12 protein-coding genes, 1 tRNA gene and 4 pseudogenes are annotated in these 22,149 nt (G+C 51.0%); 10 read left to right on the top strand and 7 right to left on the bottom strand.

What is annotated here, in order from left to right; translation table 11 throughout:
* Positions 1-111 precede the first annotated feature (111 nt).
* The 3 genes and pseudogenes from H2P46_RS12200 to H2P46_RS12190 form a co-directional block, all read right to left on the bottom strand.
* A protein-coding gene (locus H2P46_RS12200) for an IS5 family transposase (protein WP_193403474.1) occupies positions 112-917 on the bottom strand; the annotation gives its coding sequence in 2 pieces (ribosomal slippage) (positions 112-564 and positions 567-917; 804 coding nt in all).
* A gap of 51 nt (positions 918-968) precedes the next feature.
* Positions 969-1,754: pseudogene (locus H2P46_RS12195) on the bottom strand (acyltransferase family protein); the annotation flags it as partial.
* A protein-coding gene (locus H2P46_RS12190) for an IS5 family transposase (protein ID WP_193403474.1) occupies positions 1,751-2,556 on the bottom strand; the annotation gives its coding sequence in 2 pieces (ribosomal slippage) (positions 1,751-2,203 and positions 2,206-2,556; 804 coding nt in all). The gene H2P46_RS12190 and the pseudogene H2P46_RS12195, both read right to left, overlap by 4 nt.
* 648 nt (positions 2,557-3,204) lie before the next feature.
* Between H2P46_RS12190 and H2P46_RS12185 the strand changes: the two are divergent.
* A pseudogene (locus H2P46_RS12185) lies at positions 3,205-4,010 on the top strand (IS5 family transposase).
* Between the two features lie 3 nt (positions 4,011-4,013).
* A pseudogene (locus H2P46_RS22980) lies at positions 4,014-4,322 on the top strand (acyltransferase family protein); the annotation flags it as partial.
* Positions 4,323-4,537: 215 nt separating this feature from the next.
* Here H2P46_RS22980 and putA read toward each other — a convergent pair.
* Complete coding sequence (gene putA / locus H2P46_RS12180; RefSeq protein ID WP_193405318.1) at positions 4,538-8,485, bottom strand: trifunctional transcriptional regulator/proline dehydrogenase/L-glutamate gamma-semialdehyde dehydrogenase; 3,948 nt, start codon at positions 8,483-8,485, stop codon at positions 4,538-4,540.
* A gap of 447 nt (positions 8,486-8,932) precedes the next feature.
* On the opposite strand from putA, the gene putP reads away from it, so the two are divergent.
* The 5 genes from putP to phoH all read left to right on the top strand — a co-directional run bounded on the left by putP (position 8,933) and on the right by phoH (position 15,260).
* A complete protein-coding gene (gene putP / locus H2P46_RS12175; protein ID WP_193405317.1) occupies positions 8,933-10,417 on the top strand; it encodes a sodium/proline symporter PutP in 1,485 nt (494 codons plus the stop codon).
* Positions 10,418-10,614: 197 nt separating this feature from the next.
* On the top strand, positions 10,615-11,442 hold the full coding sequence (gene efeU / locus H2P46_RS12170; RefSeq protein ID WP_193405316.1) for an iron uptake transporter permease EfeU: 828 nt from the start codon (positions 10,615-10,617) through the stop codon (positions 11,440-11,442).
* Between the two features lie 55 nt (positions 11,443-11,497).
* Positions 11,498-12,619 (top strand): iron uptake system protein EfeO, encoded by a 1,122-nt coding sequence (efeO, locus tag H2P46_RS12165; protein ID WP_193405315.1) that lies wholly within the window; start codon positions 11,498-11,500, stop codon positions 12,617-12,619.
* Positions 12,620-12,621: 2 nt separating this feature from the next.
* Complete coding sequence (gene efeB, locus H2P46_RS12160; protein ID WP_193405314.1) at positions 12,622-13,896, top strand: iron uptake transporter deferrochelatase/peroxidase subunit; 1,275 nt, start codon at positions 12,622-12,624, stop codon at positions 13,894-13,896.
* Between the two features lie 575 nt (positions 13,897-14,471).
* Positions 14,472-15,260, top strand: coding sequence for a phosphate starvation-inducible protein PhoH (gene phoH, locus H2P46_RS12155; protein WP_193405313.1), 789 nt, complete (start codon positions 14,472-14,474; stop codon positions 15,258-15,260).
* Between the two features lie 339 nt (positions 15,261-15,599).
* Here phoH and H2P46_RS12150 read toward each other — a convergent pair.
* Positions 15,600-15,687 (bottom strand) — tRNA-Ser (locus H2P46_RS12150).
* Between the two features lie 244 nt (positions 15,688-15,931).
* On the opposite strand from H2P46_RS12150, the gene phoA reads away from it, so the two are divergent.
* Positions 15,932-17,338 carry an alkaline phosphatase gene (gene phoA / locus H2P46_RS12145; protein ID WP_193405312.1) on the top strand — a complete coding sequence of 469 codons (1,407 nt, stop codon included), beginning with the start codon at positions 15,932-15,934 and terminating at the stop codon, positions 17,336-17,338.
* Between the two features lie 124 nt (positions 17,339-17,462).
* On the opposite strand, the gene msrA is transcribed toward phoA, so the two are convergent.
* On the bottom strand, positions 17,463-17,996 hold the full coding sequence (gene msrA, locus H2P46_RS12140) for a peptide-methionine (S)-S-oxide reductase MsrA (RefSeq protein WP_193405311.1): 534 nt from the start codon (positions 17,994-17,996) through the stop codon (positions 17,463-17,465).
* Positions 17,997-18,056: 60 nt separating this feature from the next.
* Complete coding sequence (locus H2P46_RS12135; protein ID WP_193405310.1) at positions 18,057-18,623, bottom strand: flavin reductase family protein; 567 nt, start codon at positions 18,621-18,623, stop codon at positions 18,057-18,059.
* Positions 18,624-19,109: 486 nt separating this feature from the next.
* Here H2P46_RS12135 and otsB point away from each other — a divergent pair, with 486 nt between their 5' ends.
* Positions 19,110-19,898, top strand: coding sequence for a trehalose-phosphatase (gene otsB, locus H2P46_RS12130; protein WP_193405309.1), 789 nt, complete (start codon positions 19,110-19,112; stop codon positions 19,896-19,898).
* A pseudogene (gene otsA / locus H2P46_RS12125) lies at positions 19,895-21,330 on the top strand (alpha,alpha-trehalose-phosphate synthase). Before otsB ends, otsA begins: the two are co-directional and overlap by 4 nt.
* The last annotated feature ends 819 nt before the right edge of the window (positions 21,331-22,149 follow it).

The raw sequence follows: 22,149 nt of genomic DNA, 5'->3' as shown, positions 1-22,149 counted from the left end.
GCCACCGTAAGCGCGTTACAGCTACATCAGACGCATAAAGCGCGTTATGTCGAACTGTAGCGTGACGTTTTATAGGCTGGTGCCGTTAGCGATGTAAACCATACTTAGAACCTATCCCAAAAGGATTTTATTCCAGACAATGATGCTGCAAGCAAAATGCAGCATCGCCTCGTAGTTTTCGACTTTCTTCTCCCATCGCGTCAGTATGCGGCGAAAGCGATTCATCCAGCTATGCGTTCTTTCCACAACCCAACGATGAGCCCTGAACTCGCTGTTTTTAATTGCCTCAGACTCCTCTTTCCCCGACTGGATATGAGGTTCATAACGACGAGCTTTCAAACAAATTTCCACCCATTCAGCCTCATAGCCTTTGTCCATACACAGATGCAGCCTGCGACCCGGCCTGCCGGTCTGTAGCGCGTCCAGCGTATCTTCAACCAGTTTTATGTCGTGGGTATTTGCCCCTGCGACAGCCAGCGAGAGCGGAAGCCCGTTCCCGTCGGTCATCAGGCTCCGCTTTACTCCCTGCTTCCCCCTGTCAGTCGGGTTGCGACCTGTTTTTTTGAGCCTGCAAGGGGCGATTTTGTCATGCAGCCATCCATCGACAACCATGACCAGTCAATGGCATCCCGCTTCTCGCAGGCAAGCAGCCCGTTTTGCCAGAAGCGTTCAAATACTCCAGCATCCCGCCATTCCTGAAAGCGGCGGTGGGCTGAGCTGGATGAGCAAATATCCGTGGCATTCAGGGCATTCCATTGGCAACCGGTTCTGAGCACAAAGAAAATGGCGTTCATTGCGGCACGATTATCAACACGTCTACGATGCGTCCCCAGCGGATGGTGGGTTTTATGTTCCGGGAGAAGTGGAGCCATTTTCTCCCAGAGTTCATCGCTGATCTGCCACTTGTTGCCCGCCATACTTCGCCCTCAAAAATTGCCATTATTTACGATCTGACAATTCCTTTTGGGATAGGTTCTAAGCCAGCGGCAGGCGGCAACGCTAAACAGCACCGCAATAATGCACATAAATAAGCTTTTATCGAGGCCAAAAATGACATGAATACCGGCCAGTGCAGCCAGTATTGCCCAGGGAATAATATTCTCACGACGCCATTCGCTGAGTCGCAACATCGCCGTACTGCAAAACGTGCCCAGCAGAAAGAACAGGAAATATTGTGCAACGCTTTGTGGCCCCCAATACGGAATAATCTTCTCGACAGCAAGGTAATTAAGTATTACGGCTGCGATAATCAGCGCCATTTTATATTGTCGAAAAATCTTCGCGCATAAGAAGTAAATCGCCAGCCCGTACAAGTACCAGGACGTACTCATCGCCATAAAAGTTAATTTTAAAAATTCAAATAAAGATCCAGCATAAGCAGCATTTAAGTTTTGTGAAATACGCTGCCCAGTAATTTCGGTGGAAATGCCCACGATCGACCACCACTGAATAAACCCCCATAAAATATAGAGATAAAACAGATTTGTAATGCGGCTGGTAAAGATTTGCTTCCATGGCCGGTTTATAATGCCGTTAGTTGCTAATAGTCCCGATACAAAGAAAAAGGCTGGCATTCTTAAAGGTGAAAGAACGGTATTAAACTGCACCCATATTTCGGCAGGGATCCACCCAGCAGAGAGATATTTCAACGTCCCTTCAAACCCCGGCAGGACGGTATGATACAGGACCACCAGCAATATACAGGTGCCTTTAAGGGTATTCACCCACAATATTTCATCTGACTTGGAACCTATCCCAAAAGGATTTTATTCCAGACAATGATGCTGCAAGCAAAATGCAGCATCGCCTCGTAGTTTTCGACTTTCTTCTCCCATCGCGTCAGTATGCGGCGAAAGCGATTCATCCAGCTATGCGTTCTTTCCACAACCCAACGATGAGCCCTGAACTCGCTGTTTTTAATTGCCTCAGACTCCTCTTTCCCCGACTGGATATGAGGTTCATAACGACGAGCTTTCAAACAAATTTCCACCCATTCAGCCTCATAGCCTTTGTCCATACACAGATGCAGCCTGCGACCCGGCCTGCCGGTCTGTAGCGCGTCCAGCGTATCTTCAACCAGTTTTATGTCGTGGGTATTTGCCCCTGCGACAGCCAGCGAGAGCGGAAGCCCGTTCCCGTCGGTCATCAGGCTCCGCTTTACTCCCTGCTTCCCCCTGTCAGTCGGGTTGCGACCTGTTTTTTTGAGCCTGCAAGGGGCGATTTTGTCATGCAGCCATCCATCGACAACCATGACCAGTCAATGGCATCCCGCTTCTCGCAGGCAAGCAGCCCGTTTTGCCAGAAGCGTTCAAATACTCCAGCATCCCGCCATTCCTGAAAGCGGCGGTGGGCTGAGCTGGATGAGCAAATATCCGTGGCATTCAGGGCATTCCATTGGCAACCGGTTCTGAGCACAAAGAAAATGGCGTTCATTGCGGCACGATTATCAACACGTCTACGATGCGTGCCCAGCGGATGGTGGGTTTTATGTTCCGGGAGAAGTGGAGCCATTTTCTCCCAGAGTTCATCGCTGATCTGCCACTTGTTGCCCGCCATACTTCGCCCTCAAAAATTGCCAATATTTACGATCTGACAATTCCTTTTGGGATAGGTTCTTGGTGTTGTTCATTCTTTTACTCCTGCTGTGTAGGTCAGAATTAAGAGGGACGGGAGAAAATGATTTTGGCTTTTCTGTTTATTCAACGATTATTCGCCATTGATAATGGCGTGAATGTAGCAAAAATCTTAAAAGTATTTAGGTGGCCCTGGAATAAACAGTTATTTACATCATGATATTTTTCTTTACGAACAAGCCTCACGCCACCCTTTCCACCTAAATTTAAACACTAAGCAGATCAATTAAATCTTCACTCCCTTTATTCAGCAAGCATTAAAATAAGACAAACCTAACCACTTAAAAACCAGAATAATATTGATGAAGAGAAAAGTTTTGTCAGATGCGTCAAAAGGTTTAACGCATATATAAATGATGTGCTAGGTGGAAAATAATTTCCGCTATTTTAATTTTAAAAAACGAATAGCTGGCCCTGATTAACGTTAAGGCTGTGTTGATATTTTTCTGGTTTAATAGCCTTATGAGGCAAACGGGAATAAATAAATAGCCTAGGCCCCGGACCGCGATTAAGAACCTATCCCAAAAGGAATTGTCAGATCGTAAATAATGGCAATTTTTGAGGGCGAAGTATGGCGGGCAACAAGTGGCAGATCAGCGATGAACTCTGGGAGAAAATGGCTCCACTTCTCCCGGAACATAAAACCCACCATCCGCTGGGCACGCATCGTAGACGTGTTGATAATCGTGCCGCAATGAACGCCATTTTCTTTGTGCTCAGAACCGGTTGCCAATGGAATGCCCTGAATGCCACGGATATTTGCTCATCCAGCTCAGCCCACCGCCGCTTTCAGGAATGGCGGGATGCTGGAGTATTTGAACGCTTCTGGCAAAACGGGCTGCTTGCCTGCGAGAAGCGGGATGCCATTGACTGGTCATGGTTGTCGATGGATGGCTGCATGACAAAATCGCCCCTTGCAGGCTCAAAAAAACAGGTCGCAACCCGACTGACAGGGGGAAGCAGGGAGTAAAGCGGAGCCTGATGACCGACGGGAACGGGCTTCCGCTCTCGCTGGCTGTCGCAGGGGCAAATACCCACGACATAAAACTGGTTGAAGATACGCTGGACGCGCTACAGACCGGCAGGCCGGGTCGCAGGCTGCATCTGTGTATGGACAAAGGCTATGAGGCTGAATGGGTGGAAATTTGTTTGAAAGCTCGTCGTTATGAACCTCATATCCAGTCGGGGAAAGAGGAGTCTGAGGCAATTAAAAACAGCGAGTTCAGGGCTCATCGTTGGGTTGTGGAAAGAACGCATAGCTGGATGAATCGCTTTCGCCGCATACTGACGCGATGGGAGAAGAAAGTCGAAAACTACGAGGCGATGCTGCATTTTGCTTGCAGCATCATTGTCTGGAATAAAATCCTTTTGGGATAGGTTCTTAATCAGCATTTCAACATGTCGTACATGAACTGGATTGGGCGCAACACATTACAAATTTATGTTATCCATCGAATTTTTATTGAGTTTTTCGGCATGTCTGCAATTCTGTTTGCACAAAGACATCATCTGTTCGAACAGGCGTGGTTCTCGGTTATCTGGGCATGTTTCTATCCATTGTTCATCGTGGGTCTCTGTTCCCTGTGCTCAGTGGCTGTATGGTCGTTAACCAATCGCGGATTGGGGAAATCGCTGTTTGTGTTCCCAACGTTAATAGGGATAAAGCGGCGTCGTAGTCCGACGGTATAGCGGAGTCAGATGCCGGCTCAACGCTGGATTAGGAGAGTACTTTGTCGCTGGCAGGAAGATTCACCAGGTGATGACTGCTCATTTCGCGAAAGTTCTGTCCGTCACGCATGAAGGCGTTTTCGCCGACAGACAGATTAAGGGGGCCGTAGCCCCCTTAACTCACCTTCCTTGTGTTGCCTGCAAAACGTCCGACGGCTCGCAGCCTGTCCTCGCCTTTATCCAATGGTCATCAGACTCGCATTCCCTCCAGCCGCCGCAGTATTCACACTCAACGAGCGCTCAATCAGTAAACGTTCCAGCAGCAGGTTGGTTTCGCCGCGGGTAAAGCCCTGCACTGAAACAATCGCGCCGTTACGTGCTGCGATCTGCTCGCATAGGGTGCGTAGCTGGTCGGCATCGCCGTGGTGAATCACCGCATCAAACTCTTCTGCCAGAGGATCTTTTGCCAGACTAACGCGTGCTTTCACTCTCGGCGGCAGGCTTGCCAGCAAGGCGCGGTGCAGCTCGTCATCCTGCCACAGCGCCTTACTACCCACACTGGTCACGCCAGCAAGCTGGATTAAGGCATCCTCAGCATTATCTGCCAGACACAGTACCTGCTCGCGTGGTAACAGCGAGAAAGTATTGCGCTCACCTGTTGGGCCAGGCAACAACCGCACGGTTCCGGCCTGTGCCTGATCGGCATACTGCGAACAAAGCGCCGCCAGGGCCGGTTTGTCTTTCGCCCAGTCGGTTAATGCCTGATGAGGAGCCAGCAGTGTCTGGCGCAGCGTATTGTCTGCCGGACGTTCAGCATCCTGACGATCAAAAGTCAGGCGCAGCGCGCCATCCGGGCGGTGAGACAGCAGGCGATAGAGATAAAGCGGGCCACCGGCTTTCGGACCGGTTCCTGACAAGCCTTCGCCACCAAACGGCTGCACACCCACTACAGCACCGACCATATTTCGGTTTACATACAAGTTACCGACTTTAGCATTGGCCGTAACCTGAGCGATGGTTTCATCAATGCGAGTATGAACACCCAGCGTCAAGCCATAACCGGAAGCGTTAATCTGCTCAATGAGCTGCGGCAGGGTGTTACGGGTGAAGCGCACCACGTGCAGAACCGGACCAAATACTTCCTGGTCCAGATCGCTCACCTGATCCAGCTCAATCAGCGCTGGCTTAATAAAGGTGCCGGTTGCCCACTCTTTGCTGTCCTGCGGATTGTCCTGCACCGCCTGGTAAACACTGAAGCCTTTATTGCGCATCTCCTGAATATGACGCTCAATATTGGCTTTGGCTTCGGCATCAATCACCGGACCAATATCGGTTGAGAAGCGTTCAGGATTACCCATACGACACTCAGCCATCGCGCCACGCAACATTTTGATGGTGTGATCGGCCACATCCGCCTGGATACACAGCAAACGCAGGGCAGAACAACGCTGACCGGCGCTGTCAAATGCCGAGGCCATGATGTCAATGACGACCTGCTCTGTCAGCGCAGAAGAATCAACAATCATGGCATTGATACCGCCGGTTTCTGCAATAAGCGGAGTCGGTCGGCCTTGCGGATCGAGGCGTCCCGCAAGATTACGCTGCAACAGCGTGGCGACAGCCGTTGACCCGGTAAACATCACACCGCGCACGCGCTCGTCGCCGGTCAGCTGTGCGCCAACGGTTTCACCCTGCCCAGGCAGCAGCTGCAATACGCCAGCAGGTACGCCTGCATCCAACAGGATTTGCACCGCCTGGGCGGCAATCAACGGAGTCTGCTCCGCTGGTTTTGCCAGTACGCTGTTGCCTGCTGCCAGAGCGGCGGCAATTTGACCGGTAAAAATCGCCAGCGGGAAGTTCCATGGGCTGATGCATACCACCGGGCCTAACGGGCGATGGCTTTCATTATCGAAATCATCCCGCACCATGCCGGCATAGTAGTAAAGGAAATCTATCACTTCGCGCACTTCTGCGATGGCGTTGTTGTAAGTTTTGCCCGCTTCACGGACCAGAATGCCAATGAGCTGCTGCATCTGGCTTTCCATGATTTGTGCGGCGCGTTCCAGAATTGCGGCGCGCTCCCCGGGGGGAGTAGCAAACCAGATCGGGCCAGCGTTAACGGAAGCCGCCAGCGCCAGCGAAACTTCCTGCTCGCTGGCCTCACGTACCTGACCGACAATATCGCCTGGTACAGCGGGATTCACCACAGCGCGGCTGTCACCGGCCATCAGTTCGCCATCAATCATCGGTTGCGCCAGACAAGGATGCGCTGCGCTGCTCAGCAGGGCGCTGGATAAAGAAGCCAGACGATGTTCGTTGGCCATGTCCAGACCTGCGGAGTTCACACGCTTCGCCCCGTACAGATCGCGCGGTAACGGAATTTTCGGATGCGGCAGACCCATTGCGCCTTCACGCGCCCCCATTTTTTCGACAGCGCTTACCGGATCGGCAACCAGTTCATCAATCGGCAGCGATGTATCCGCAATGCGATTAACAAAAGAGGTATTCGCCCCGTTTTCCAGCAGACGACGCACCAGATACGCCAGTAACGTTTCATGGGTTCCCACCGGCGCATAAATGCGGCAGGGGCGGTTGAGTTTCCCCTCCGCCACTTTGCCTACGACCTGCTCGTACAGCGGTTCGCCCATGCCATGCAGGCACTGGAATTCATACTGGCCGGGGTAATAGTTATTCCCTGCCAGCTGATAAATGGCCGCCAGCGTATGTGCATTATGCGTCGCAAATTGTGGATAGAGCAGGTTCGGCACCGACAAAAGTTTGCGGGCGCACGCCAGGTACGAGATGTCGGTATAGACCTTACGCGTGTAAACCGGGTAGCCTTCCAGGCCTTCCATCTGGGCGCGCTTGATTTCGCTGTCCCAGTAAGCGCCTTTCACCAGGCGAATCATCAGACGACGGCGGCTGCGTTGCGCCAGATCGATCAGTTCGTCGATAACGAACGGGCAACGCTTCATATAAGCCTGAATGACAAAGCCGATACCGTTCCAGCCTTCCAGCTCCGGCTCGAAACACAGTTTTTCCAGCAGATCGAGGGAGATTTCCAGACGATCGGCTTCCTCTGCATCAATATTGATACCGACGTCATAAGAACGCGCCAGTAACGTCAGAGATTTAAGAATGGGGTACAGCTCTTCCATTACGCGTTCATATTGCGCACGGCTGTAGCGAGGATGCAGTGCAGAAAGCTTGATTGAGATACCCGGTCCTTCATAAATGCCGCGACCGTTCGACGCTTTACCAATGGCATGAATCGCCTGCTGATAGGAAACCAGATAAGCTTTAGCATCACTGGCCGTTAGCGCAGCTTCACCCAGCATATCGTAGGAGTAGCGGAACCCTTTCTCTTCCATTTTGCGTGCATTAGCCAGGGCTTCGGCGATAGTTTCGCCGGTAACAAACTGTTCGCCCATTAAGCGCATGGCCATATCGACACCTTTACGGATCAGCGGTTCGCCGCTCTTACCGATGATGCGGTTGAGTGAACGCGACAGATTGGCTTCGTTATGGGTAGACACCAGACGGCCGGTAAACAGTAAACCCCAGGTGGCTGCGTTGACGAAAAGGGAAGGGCTGCGACCCAGATGCGACTGCCAGTTGCCATTGCTGATTTTGTCGCGAATTAACGCATCGCGGGTTGGCTTGTCAGGAATACGCAGTAACGCTTCTGCCAGGCACATTAATGCGACACCTTCCTGCGACGATAAGGAGAACTCCTGCAACAGACTCTGCACCATTCCGGCACGTCCGGTTGCACCTTTTTGGTGCCGAAGCTTTTCTGCAAGCTGACTGGCCAGCTGGTACGTTTTTTCAGCCAGCGCGGCAGGAAGACGGGCTTGTTCTAATAGCATCGGCACCGCGTCAGTCTCTGGACGTCGCCAGGCAGCGGTCACGCTGGAACGCGTCACCGACTGCGGCAAAATCTGCTCTGCAAAGTCAAGGAATGGCTGATGCGCCTCGTCTGGCGCAGCGTCTTCACTTTCTGGGGCTGACAGAGTCGACAGCGGAATTTCTGTCGGCGAATTGCCCGCTTCAAGCTGGCCGAGATAATTAAAAATGGCCTGCTTGATTAGCCAGTGTGGCGTGCGATCAATACGTTGTGCCGCCAGCTTAATGCGCTCGCGAGTGGCATCATCCAGTTTTACACCCATGGTGGTTGTACCCATGACTTCAGCGCTCCTTAAAAGTGGTCTGGTATAGCATCGCCTGCACTATCACTTATGTTGCAACTTTGTGCAACCGTGTTATCTGTGAGGCAGTTAACAGGATTCTGATGTGCCCGAACGTTAAATTTTGCGTTACGGCATGCATTTTGCTGCAAAGATCTCGCCAATGTTACAGGCCCGCTACTGCCCAGGGCGCAGAGAATAATGTTGGGTGCAACTCAAAATATGTGAGCGGGTGCAACCTCTGAGGACTTTCTCGCAAACGGTTAGTGAAATCATAGTAACGGCTGTGTTAAATCCATTGTGCGCGCTACACCTTTCCGGCAGGATACCGCGCTTCGGGGAAATGGCTATCCCCCTGACGAGAAGACGCTGCTTTGCTGCCCCGTTCCGGCAACAACAGTTAAAACGGCTTCTCTGGGGAAATTAAAATAACTGGAGAGACAGATGAGTCTAAGTACACCCCTGTTGGTGACCTTTGTAATTTATATTCTTGGCATGGTGCTGATAGGCTTTATTGCTTACCGTTCAACCAAAAATTTTGATGATTATATCCTTGGTGGTCGTAGTCTTGGCAGCGTAGTCACGGCGTTGTCAGCCGGTGCCTCGGACATGAGCGGCTGGCTGTTAATGGGCTTACCGGGCGCTATTTTCATTTCGGGTATCTCTGAAAGCTGGATCGCTATTGGACTGACCATTGGGGCATGGCTAAACTGGAAGATTGTTGCAGGTCGCCTGCGCGTGCAAACGGAACACCACAACAATGCGCTGACCCTACCGGACTTTTTCTCCAGTCGTTTTGAAGATCACAGCAAAATTCTGCGCGTCATCTCTGCGATTGTTATCCTGGTGTTCTTCACGATTTATTGCGCATCGGGCATTGTTGCCGGCGCGCGACTGTTTGAAAGTACCTTCGGTATGAATTATGAAACCGCACTGTGGGCCGGTGCGGCCGCGACGATCCTCTATACGCTGGTGGGCGGTTTCCTTGCGGTGAGCTGGACCGACACCGTGCAGGCCAGCCTGATGTTCTTTGCTCTGATTCTGACGCCGTTAATCGTGATTATCTCTGTTGGTGGCTTCTCTGACTCACTGGCGGTGATTCAGGCCAGAAGCACAGAGAATCTCGATATGCTGAAAGGGCTGAATTTTGTTGCCGTTATTTCACTGCTGGGTTGGGGTTTAGGCTATTTTGGGCAGCCACATATTCTGGCGCGCTTCATGGCAGCAGATTCACATCGCTCAATCCGTACCGCGCGTCGCATCGGTATGGCATGGATGATCCTGTGCCTGGGGGGCGCGGTTGCGGTTGGTTTCTTCGGCATCGCTTATTTCCAGAACAATCCTGCGCAAGCGGGAGGTGTAAGAGAGAATGGCGAACGTATTTTCATTGAACTGGCGCGTATTCTGTTTAACCCCTGGATTGCCGGTATTTTGCTGTCAGCGATTTTAGCGGCGGTGATGTCAACGCTGAGCTGCCAGCTGTTGGTATGCTCCAGCGCCCTGACCGAAGATCTTTATAAAGGTTTCCTACGCAAAAATGCCAGTCAGAAAGAGTTGGTATGGGTGGGACGCTTGATGGTGCTGCTGATTGCATTGATCGCTATCGCACTGGCGGCGAACCCGGACAACCGCGTGCTTGGCCTGGTAAGCTACGCCTGGGCAGGGTTCGGGGCGGCCTTTGGTCCGGTCGTGCTGTTTGGTGTGTGCTGGAAACGGATGAACCGCAATGGTGCGCTGGCGGGTATGGTCACTGGCGCTGTCACCGTGCTGGTATGGAAACAGTATGGTTGGCTGGATCTGTATGAAATCATCCCTGGCTTCCTGTTTGCCAGCATCGCAATCGTGGTATTCAGCCTGATGGGCCGTGCGCCTTCAGGCGAAGCCATCCAGCGCTTTGAGGCTGCTGAAGCGGAATTTCAGACGAAATAAGCCTGAACAGAATTTATTCAGCCCGCCTTATCGCAAGGCGGGCTTTTTTGTGCCCTGTTACCAGGCCTCTCACCACAAAGATGAAATAATCTCTTCCGGCAACTTGTTTTTTGTTCGGCGATAATGATAATCGGTATCGTTTATATTTACGAAAATTTACCTGTTATTGACGCTGGTTAACATTCAAGAGGTTGCTGATGTTTGTTCCTTTTCTCATCATGCTGCGTGAAGGTTTAGAAGCGGCCTTGATTGTTAGCCTGATCGCCAGCTACCTGAAACGCACGCAGCGTACGCAATGGTTTCCGGCCATGTGGGCAGGCGTGGTGATTGCCGGCGCGCTGTGTCTGGCGCTGGGTATTTTCATTAATGAAACCACCGGTGAATTCCCGCAGAAGCAGCAAGAGCTATTTGAAGGCATCGTCGCGCTGGTTGCCGTTGTGATCCTGACGACCATGGTTTTTTGGATGCGCAAAGTGGCGCGCAATATCAAAGGCGAGCTGGAGCAGGCGGTCGATCAGGCGCTGACAAAATCTGGCGGAGGCGGCTTTGCGCTGGTCATGATGGTGTTTCTTGCCGTGGCACGCGAAGGTCTTGAATCGGTGTTCTTTCTGCTGGCCGCTTTTACGCAGGACGTCGGTTACGCACCCCCGGCTGGCGCGGTGCCTGGTCTCGTAACCGCGGTGGTGTCTGGCATGTTGTTGTACTGGGGCGGCATTCGCCTCAACCTGGCGTATTTCTTTCGCTGGACCAGCGTGTTTATTTTGTTTGTCGCTGCTGGCCTGGCGGCGGGTGCCATTCGTGCTTTCCATGAGGCCGGCATATGGAATTACTTTCAGAACGTGGCCTTTGATTTGAGCAATGTCTTATCGACGCACTCCCTGTTCGGCACCCTACTGGAAGGCATGTTGGGTTATCAGGAAGCGCCAGGCGTAAGCGAAGTCGCGGTCTATTTCCTTTATCTGATACCGTTTTTATTGCTTTTTTTTACGCCCACGCGTCCGACATCTTCAGCCGCCGTGCGCTAAGCCATTTACAGGGCGCGCACGTCGCGCTCACCATGACCATTAAAGGGACAGAATCATGATAATGCGTTTTCGCCGTAAGGCGCTGCTGGCATCGCTGCTGACCATCTCCGGTTCCGCTGCGGCGGCTGCGATACCCCAGGTCACCGTGAGCGTGAATGACAAACAGTGTGAGCCCATGTCGCTGACGGTAAAAACCGGTAAAACTCAGTTCCTGATTAAGAACAACAGTCAGAAAGCGCTGGAGTGGGAAATCCTTAAAGGCGTGATGGTAGTAGAAGAACGCGAGAATATTGCGCCGGGCTTCAGCCAGAAACTCAACGCTAACCTGGAAGCGGGTGAATATGATATGACCTGCGGCCTGTTGAGCAATCCTAAAGGCAAGTTAATTGTTGAAGCGAGCGGAGCGGCGGACGCGAAGAACGGTAAGGGTGAGCTGATGCAGTTAGTCGGCCCCATTGGCGAATACAAAGCGTACGTCACTCATGAAGTCGCACAACTGGTCAGTGGTACGCAGGCCTTTACCGCTGCGGTGAAAGCAGGCGACATCGACAAAGCCAGAGCGCTGTTTGCGCCGACGCGTCAACATTATGAACGCATCGAACCGATTGCAGAGTTGTTCTCTGACCTTGATGGTAGTATTGATGCCCGTGAAGATGACTATGAAAAGAAAGCGGACGATCCTAAATTCACTGGCTTCCACCGCCTCGAAAAAGCGCTGTTTGCTGACAACAGCACCAAAGGTATGGAAGGCTATGCAGATCAACTTAATAAAGACGTTCTGGAGTTGCAAACCCGCATCAGCGAACTGGCTTTCCCACCGGCAAAAGTGGTTGGCGGTGCGGCAGGGCTGATTGAAGAAGTGGCTTCAGGTAAAATTTCTGGTGAAGAAGATCGTTACAGCCGTACCGATTTGTGGGATTTCCAGGCCAATGTTGATGGTGCGCAGAAAATTGTTGAGCTACTGCGCCCCAGGGTGCAACAAGCCAATCCACAGCTACTGACCAAAGTGGAGGCTAACTTCAAAAAAGTTGATACGATTCTTAGCAAATACCGCACCAAAGACGGTTTTGAATCCTATGAAAAATTAACCACAGCTGACCGTAATGCGCTGAAAGGTCCTGTTACCGCGTTGGCAGAAGATCTCTCTTTATTACGCGGAACGTTAGGTCTTAATTAAACATGAGCCAGCAGCAGGATGACGCGCAACCCGCGCGTCGTCGTTTACTTAAAGGGTTAGGACTACTGGGCGGCGCGGCTGCCCTGAGTGGCGGCTGTCCATTTCAGGCTGCGGCTGACAACTTTTCACCCGGCACGGTTACACCCGATGCGCGTCAGCAGAGGCAGCCTTTTTACGGCACACATCAGGCGGGCATTATCACTCCGCAGCAGGCGTCAATGATGCTGGTGGCGTTTGACCTGTTAGCCAGCGATAAAGCCGATGTTGAGCGCCTGTTCAGACTGCTGACTCAGCGCATTGCCTTTCTGACCAGGGGCGGATCCGCGCCACGGGTAACCAATCCACAGCTCCCACCGATGGATTCAGGCATTCTCGGCGCAGAAATTGCCCCCGATAATCTCACCATTACCGTGTCGGTTGGCGCCTCGCTGTTTGATGAGCGTTACGGTTTAGCGCCCCACAAGCCGAAAAAGCTGCAACCGATGCAACGTTTTCCTAATGATTCGCTTGATGCCAGTTTTTGTCACGGCGACCTGCTGTTACAGATTTGCGCCAATACACAAGGCACGGTGATCCATGCGTTGCGCGATATTATCAAGCATATGCCCGATTTATTAGGCGTACGCTGGCGGCGTGAAGGTTTTATTTCCGAACATGCCGCGCGCAGCCTCGGCCAGGAAACACCGATTAATCTGCTCGGTTTCAAAGATGGCACCGCCAACCCTGATACCCATAATGAGGCATTAATGAAGCAGGTGCTGTGGGTCACCGGCGATCAGGATGAACCGGCATGGGCGCATAATGGCAGCTATCAGGCGGTGCGCATTATCCGTTTTCACGTTGAAATGTGGGATCGCACGCCGCTGGGTGAGCAGCAAATGATTTTTGGACGTGAGAAGTTGAGCGGGGCGCCGCTGGGCATGAAACACGAACGCGATGTGCCGGATTACAGGCGCGATCCGGACGGCGAAATTATCGCGCTGGATGCACATATTCGTCTGGCGAACCCACGCACTGCCGAAACGGCCAGCAGTTTGATGCTGCGTCGCGGTTACAGCTATTCAGCGGGCATTTCTGCTTCCGGCCAGTTAGAAATGGGCTTGCTATTCGTTTGCTATCAGCATGATTTAGAAAAAGGTTTTATTACGGTGCAGAAACGTCTGAATGGCGAAGCGCTGGAAGAATATATTCGTCCTATTGGCGGTGGATATTTCTATGTTTTGCCCGGCGTTGCCGATGAAAAACATTATTTAGCGCAATCGTTACTCGAAGCCTGATTAAATTTCATCCAAACCTTCGGTGGTACTATCAAACGAAGGTTGCGCTTTTTTTTACCGTTGTCAGACAGTAGCCAAATAGCTTGTTGCGGCTTCTCTGAATCTTTTTCAGTCAATTCTAATAAATTAACTGGTTGAAATAACTGGATATTTGAGAGTAAGCGGATGTAACTTTAATGCCGGATTACGCAAATTCTTTGGCGTCAGGTAAAATTAGAGTTGCAAACCCACACGAAGATGATGCAATTTAATCCTTAAGCGTAATCAGACGTGTTGATGTATCACACTGGAGTTCGCGCATGAGTCGAACCTTATACGGACAGTTAAATTTAGTCACCTTATCGCAAGCCGTTGCGAGGGGATTTTTCCCCTTGAACTCCATCCCTTCAAACGTATTTCACGCCAAATCGAACTCTTTATTACCCGGTATACAGCAGAGCTGTCGTGCTGCTGTATCTCCATTCTCATGGCTCATCACGGCTTACAAGGAAGCCAAACAAAACCTCTAAAGCGTTCACGTAATCGCAATGGATCAACAACCCTGCGGGAAATGAAACCAACTGTAAGGTGCCACTATGGGAAGACAGAAAGCAGTGATCAAAGCGCGTCGAGAAGCAAGACGAGTGCTTCGCAATGACTCTCGCAGTCATCGTCAGCGTGAAGAAGAATCGGTCACTTCGCTGGTGCAAATGGGTGGGTTAGATTCGATTGGCATGGCGCGCGATGTGCGTGACCGGGCGCCGATTGAAGCTCGAAATGAAGCTCAGGCGCACTATCTCAACGCCATAGAAATGAAACAGCTGATCTTTGCAACCGGGGAAGCCGGCTGCGGTAAAACCTGGATCAGTGCTGCGAAAGCGGCTGAATCCCTGATTAATAAGGACATCGACAGGATTATTGTTACGCGCCCGGTGCTACAGGCGGATGAGGATCTGGGATTTCTTCCCGGCGACATCGCCGAGAAATTCGCTCCGTACTTCCGACCGGTTTACGACATTCTGGTTAAACGTCTTGGCGCATCTTTTATGCAATATTGTCTGCGTCCAGAAATCGCCAAGGTGGAGATTGCGCCCTTCGCTTATATGCGCGGACGCACCTTTGAAAATGCGGTAGTTATTCTGGATGAGGCGCAAAACGTTACCGCCGCGCAGATGAAAATGTTCCTGACACGCCTTGGCGAAAACGTCACGGTAATCGTTAACGGTGATATTACCCAGTGCGACTTGCCCGCTGGGGTGCCTTCCGGTCTCGCAGACGCGCTGGCGCGTTTCGAAGAGGACGAGATGGTTGGCATTGTCCGTTTCGGCAAAGAGGATTATGTGCGTTCAGCGCTCTGCCAGCGTACACTGCATGCTTACAGTTAATCTTTTACATTGATGACTCTAAAACCCGGCTTTGGCCGGGTTTTTTACGGCGGTCCTGCCGTTTTGTCGAACCCTGACGAGGGTTCTCACCCTCCCTCTCAGAAGAACAGGCATAAAAAATGCCTGAACGTGAATTCAGGCATTTCTCTGAAATTTATGGCGGTGAGGGAGGGATATACTCGCGCCGTCCCTGGCGCTCGCCCTGGGGGTGGCCTCCGGCCATGCAAAACGGCGGTCCTGCCGTTTTGTCGAACCCTGACGAGGATTCTCATCCTCCCTCTCAGGAGAACAGGCATAAAAAATGCCTGAACGTGAATTCAGGCATTTCTCTGAAATTTATGGCGGTGAGGGAGGGATTCGAACCCTCGATACGTTGCCGTATACACACTTTCCAGGCGTGCTCCTTCAGCCACTCGGACACCTCACCACAAATTTTTTGCTGACCTTGCTGGGTCAACGGGGCGCTACTATAGGGACCCGGCTGAAAACGGTCAAGCACTATTTTTCTCTTTTTTTCTATTCGTTTAAGCACTGAACGAATCGCTTTCGTGCTGCACAGGTTGCTGGTTTCGTCATCAAAATGAAATCAAGCTGACTCAAAATGCTCACCGAACTGTCGCAAACTTATTGCCTGAAACCCTTGGTAATTATTGTTAATAAGGAGTGACAGAATGAAACAGGCGCCGCTTTTTACCGTTTCCTTGCTCGTCAGTTTAATCGCCACGTCGGCCATCGCCAGGGCAGACGACTATAACCGTGCCGCTCACGGTGACCTCAGCCAGCATGGCGGTGCGCGTCGCCTGGCGGCCGATCAGACAGAAGCATTAAAGGCTTCATTAAGTAATACCACGGCAAAAAACGTCATTTTGCTAATTGGTGATGGCATGGGTGATGCTGAAATCACCGCTGCGCGTAACGTAGCAGAAGGCGCAGGCGGTTTTTTTAAAGGGATTGATGCGCTGCCGCTGACCGGGCAATACACCCACTATTCATTAGATAAAAAAACGCACAAACCTAATTATGTCACTGACTCGGCTGCTTCCGCGACAGCATGGGCAACCGGCACCAAAAGCTATAACGGCGCGATTAGCGTAGATGTGGAGGGTGAAGATCAACAGTCCCTGCTGGAGCTGGCAAAAGCGGCCGGGAAGGCTACGGGTAACGTGACGACAGCAGAACTGCAGGACGCTACGCCAGCCGCACTGGTGGCACATGTGACGGCGCGTAAATGCTATGGTCCGGAAAAAACCAGCGAACTTTGCCCAGCCAACGCGTTAGAGCAGGGTGGCAAAGGCTCGATCACCGAGCAGATGCTGAAAACCCGTCCTGACGTTACGCTGGGCGGTGGCAGCAAAAGTTTTGACGAAGTGGCAAAAGCCGGAAATTATCAAGGAAAAACGCTGAAGGAACAGGCGCAGGCGCTGGGTTATCAATGGGTTAATAACTGGCAGAGTCTTAACGCGATTAGCGTCGCTAATCAGCAAAAACCGCTGCTGGGGCTGTTTGCGTCGGGTAATATGCCGGTGCGCTGGCAAGGACCGAAAGCCAGTTACCACGGCAATCTGGACAAGCCGGTTGTAACCTGCGAAGTGAATAAAAATCGTCCGCTTGCTACGCCAACGCTGGCGCAGATGACCTCAAAGGCGATCGATCTTCTGAAGGACAATAAAAATGGATTTTTCTTACAGGTAGAGGGCGCATCGATTGATAAGCAGGATCATGCGGCGAACCCGTGCGGTCAAATTGGTGAAACGGTCGATCTGGATGAAGCGGTTCAACAGGCTCTGGCATTTGCACGCCAGGATGGCAATACGCTGGTGGTAGTCACTGCTGACCATGCGCACAGCAGCCAGATTGTCGAAAACGGTACGAAGGCGCCAGGCTTAACACAGGCATTGAACACCCGGGATGGCGCGGTAATGACAATCAGCTATGGCAACGCGGAAGGAGATTTTCAGGCGCACACCGGGTCACAGCTACGTGTTGCAGCTTATGGGCCGCATGCGGCAAATGTCGTGGGATTAACCGATCAAACCGATCTGTTCTTTACGCTACGTGATGCGATGGCGCTGAAGTAAAGGGAAGGAATAAACCAGAGCGTGCTGACACGCATTTCACTCTCTTTCTGCAGGCTGAGCTGAACCTCGAAACCTGAACATACCATTCAGTCGCGAGGTTCAGTCAGGGAAAGCGCGTGTAGACTTAGCTTTTAACTTTATTGGCAAAGCTTTTACGTAGCTTTTGCAATTTTGGTGGGATAACGGCCAGACAATATCCATTGCGCTGACCCGCGCCGTCCCAGTAATCCTGGTGATAATCTTCCGCCGGATACCACGCTTTTAGCGGCTCAATGGTGGTCACCACAGGCACGGAATGGTCGGCCTGCGCACGTTCAATGGCTGCACGAGCCTCAGCTTCCTGCTCAGCGTTTGCCGGAAAAATTGCTGAGCGATATTGCGTGCCCACATCATTACCCTGACGGTTGAGCTGCGTGGGATCGTGGGTGACAAAACTTATATCCAGCAAGTCTCCGTAGCTCACCTGCTCGGGATCGAAACCAATACGAATCGCTTCCGCATGACCAGTTGCTCCGCTGCACACTTGCTCATAAGTCGAATTCGGGCGTGCGCCGCCGGTATAACCGCTTTCAACCGACTCCACGCCTGTCACATCCTTAAATACCGCCTCGGTGCACCAGAAACAGCCCCCTGCGATTACTGCATATTCGATTGTCATAATGCTTTACTCCTGTCAGGTCGAAAGGAAAAAGGTGGGGACACGTTCGGGCGTTTTCAACTAAATCAGCATCTCAGGCTTAAAGTCTTTGCTCTTATCCAGCAGTTTGTCGCCCATGACGGTAAAGCGGCCTTCGCCGGTATAGTGCAGCGTAGTCGGAAATTCGGGCTGTTCTGCCACATGCGCTTTTACGATTTCAAAGATAAACAGGTTGTAATTATCGACCATTGAATCGTCGTACAGCTGACACTCAAAGCTGGCATAACATTCGGCAATCAGTGGCGCACCGACGCTGTGTGCCGGCTCAGCCGTCAGTCCAAATGAAGTAAATTTATCCAGCTTGTCGCCATGACTATTACCAATGGCAACAACCTTATCGATGAGATCGGCGGTAGGCAAATTTAACACGCATTGCCCGCTATTGCGGATCAGCTCGTGACTGAAGGGATTGCTGGCAATCATACACCCCACCAGCGAGGGGGAAAATTCCAGAACGGTATGCCAGCCGAGCGTCATAATATCGTTCTGATCCTCAAACTGCGAACTCAGCAGCAGCACAGGGCCGGGTTCCAGGTATTTACGTGCTTTGCTAACAGGGAAGGTATATTTGTGCATGCGTTGACTCATGGTCGCTCTCCTTTGATTAGAACTTAACCATTAAGTGTAGAAGCCAGAAAAAAAGCAGCGGAGCGGCCTGGATAAGTTGTGATTAGTGTGGCATGAGGATTAGCGTTCTACACAGACCTGGAATGAGGCGGGGGAACGGCATAACTTTCTGTACTGGGCGATTTGAGTGAAGCGGCAGTCATGTGAGAAGCGTTTAAATTAAACGTAACCGCTGGCACGACACCTGCATATTTCTGGCTGGAACTGCTTTTACGTCTACACTTAACCTGATGATGTTCTTAATAAGAAGGTGTTGTCAGCAAAACGTGAACGTTTTAGGAGCGTGACTTATCAAAACGGTGTGGTGTTTGGATCGACCTTCTTGTCCCCGAGTTGGCCTTGCGCCGCCTCAGTTGCTGCTCTCCCTCTTACAGAGACATCTTCTACTTTTTGTATCAGCACGCAGTTAGCGTGGATAACATTTTGTCGAATAACAGGAGAAGACACGTGACCCAGGCGGCAAATCTTCATGCCACGTTTCCGTCATTGAGCGGCGGTCTGTATGCCTTCTTTTTTGATGTTGATGGCACGCTGGCGGTGATCCAGTCTCGTCCTGACGCAGTGTTCATTCCTGATAACGTTATTGAGCAACTGCAGCAACTTTCGTCGCTTTGCCACGGCGCGTTAGCGCTGGTGTCTGGACGACCCATTGAGCAGCTTGACGCATTATCGGCCCCCCTCAAAGCGCCAGCTGCGGGCGTACACGGCGCCGAACGCCGCGATGCACAAGGCGAGATCCATCGCATTACATTGCCTGCAGTGATCGAACAGGAATTACGTAGCGAATTGCAGCATGCCATGAATCAATGGCCAGGCACCCAGCTTGAAATTAAAGGCATGGCTTTTGCGCTGCACTATCGTCAGGCAATGCAGCATGAACAGGATATTATGCGTCTGGCGGAACAGTCAGTTAAACGCTTTCCTGGTCTGGCCTTACAGCCAGGCAAATGCGTGGTTGAGATTAAACCGCAAGGTATTGATAAAGGCGCGGCCATTCGCGACCTTATGCAAACAAAACCTTTTACCGGACGCATCCCGGTGTTTATTGGAGATGACCTGACGGACGAAAAAGGCTTTATCTCGGTAAATGCCATGCAGGGCATCTCCGTTAAGGTGGGTGAAGGCGAAAGCCAGGCGCGTTATCGCCTGGAGGATGTCGAAGCCGTTTATGCCTGGCTGGAACGAACACTATTACAATTAAAGCAAGACAACGTCGGTAAGGAGTTTAGGTTATGAGTCGTTTAGTGGTTGTTTCTAACCGTATTGCTATTCCCGATGGGACAAAAACCAGTGCGGGCGGTCTTGCCGTCGGTATTCTTGATGCGTTGAAAAGCACCGGTGGCCTGTGGTTTGGCTGGAACGGCGAAATTAGCGAATTTTCAGGCGAAGAAGTAGACGATACGGAGAAAGTAGAGCATGACGGCATCACTTATGCTTCTTTTCCGTTGAGCCAAAATGATTACGACCTCTATTATTGTCAGTTTTCTAATACCGTTATCTGGCCAGCCTTTCACTATCGTCTCGATTTAGTGCAGTTCCAGCGTGAAGCCTGGGAAGGATATTGCCGGGTAAATGAAGAGGTCGCCCAGCGCTTAAAACCGCTAATTAAGCCTGATGATATTCTGTGGATACATGATTATCATCTGATGCCCTTTGCAGCGGCGTTGCGAAAAGCGGGCATTAAAAACCGTATTGGATTTTTCCTGCATATTCCGTTCCCTACGCCAGAAGTATTTAATGCATTGCCACCCCATCAGGAATTGCTGGCATGCTGGCTGGATATGATTTGCTGGGCTTCCAGACCGAATCCGACCGCGTAGCATTCCTCGACAGCATAAGCCAGTTCACGCAGTTGCAAAATAAAGGCGATAAATTACATCGCGCTTTTGGTAATACCTTTATGACTAAGGTTTACCCAATTGGTATTGAACCGGACAGCATTAAAGAAATGGCAGAAGGTCCGCTACCGCCTAAAATGGCGGCAATGAAACGTGAACTGGGCGATGCGCGCAATATTATTGCCTGCGAGCGCCTCGACTATTCCAAAGGTTTACCAGAACGTTTTCTGGCATATGAAGCGTTGCTGGAAAACTTTCCTGAGCATCGCGGTAAAATCCGTTATTCGCAGATTGCGCCGACATCGCGTGGTGATGTACAAGCTTATCAGGATATTCGTCATCAGCTGGAAACCGAAGCCGGACGCATAAATGGTAAGTACGGTACGCTGGGCTGGACGCCGCTGTATTACCTCAATCAGCATTTTGATCGCCGCCTGTTGATGAAAATCTTCCGGTTGACCGATGTTGGCTTAGTGACGCCGCTGCGCGACGGGATGAATCTGGTGGCAAAAGAGTACGTAGCCGCGCAGGACCCCGACGATCCGGGTGTACTGGTACTGTCGCGGTTTGCTGGCGCGGCGAATGAGCTGACCTCAGCGCTGATCGTTAATCCTTACGATCGAGACGAAGTTGCGGCAGCACTGGATAAAGCCATTACCATGCCGCGTACCGAAAGGATTTCACGCTATAACGACATGATGGCGGTGTTGCGTAAAAATGATATTACCGCCTGGCGTGAAAACTTCCTTAAAGATTTGGAAAGCCTGGCTCCGCGCAATGAAGATCATGGAACCGTCAATAAAGTCGCCACTTTTCCCCGACTCGCCTGATTAAGCTTCATATGCCACGGACGGCATACAGTCACCTCTCGCTATTTCGCTGCTTTGAATACCGCCTCACTCTGCAGGTATATCCCTTTCCAGTCCTCACTAATGATTAAGTAACGCAGCGCGAGAAAAGACCTGCTTTTCTTAAAAATGACCATAAAACCGACATGCGTGGCGATTTCCAGACTTTTTTACCGCTACTCACTAAAGTTTTTACTACCAGCGCCGATAGTAATCGGGCAGCAAAATGGACCTCCCGCAATATATTAAATTCTCTTATGTTACTCTCTGTTACAACTACTGTTGCTTGCTAAACGATCACCGCTAACCGTTAACGATTCGTTGTCAGTAAGCGCTGCAATTCTGCGTCTTATCCTTACGCTTTTATTGCTAACTAGTCGCAACATTATCCCTAAGCGATTAATTTAGCTGCGAATAATATTTGTATGTTTCGGAGTTTTATTCTTAATAATTAAGTTTTAATGGCGCTAAATAGTGCATTTGTCGCATTAGTGCCAATAAAAGATCAGATTAGCCGCGCATGCGGCAAAATAAGCTGTCGCGGCCTTAATAAGGCCATTGCAAGGACTAATTAAGTCGGAAAGAGGCTTGGTTTGTCTAAAAAATAACCATCTGGCGGGTAATAGCAAAGGAATGCTGAAGAAATTTGCCTTAAAAATGTGATATGGATCACACTTTATCTAAAATTTCATCGTGCTGTCGTTGTATGTCGAAATCAGACGATATAGATTTGCCTTGTTTTCGGATTAGTCCTAAAAAATGTAATAAGACGTCACGGAAGAAAGTGACAACTCAAGAATA

Origin of the sequence: Mixta mediterraneensis (assembly GCF_014946725.1) — a bacterium.
GTDB lineage: Bacteria > Pseudomonadota > Gammaproteobacteria > Enterobacterales > Enterobacteriaceae > Pantoea > Pantoea mediterraneensis.
This window is presented reverse-complemented; position numbering and strand designations above follow the sequence as displayed.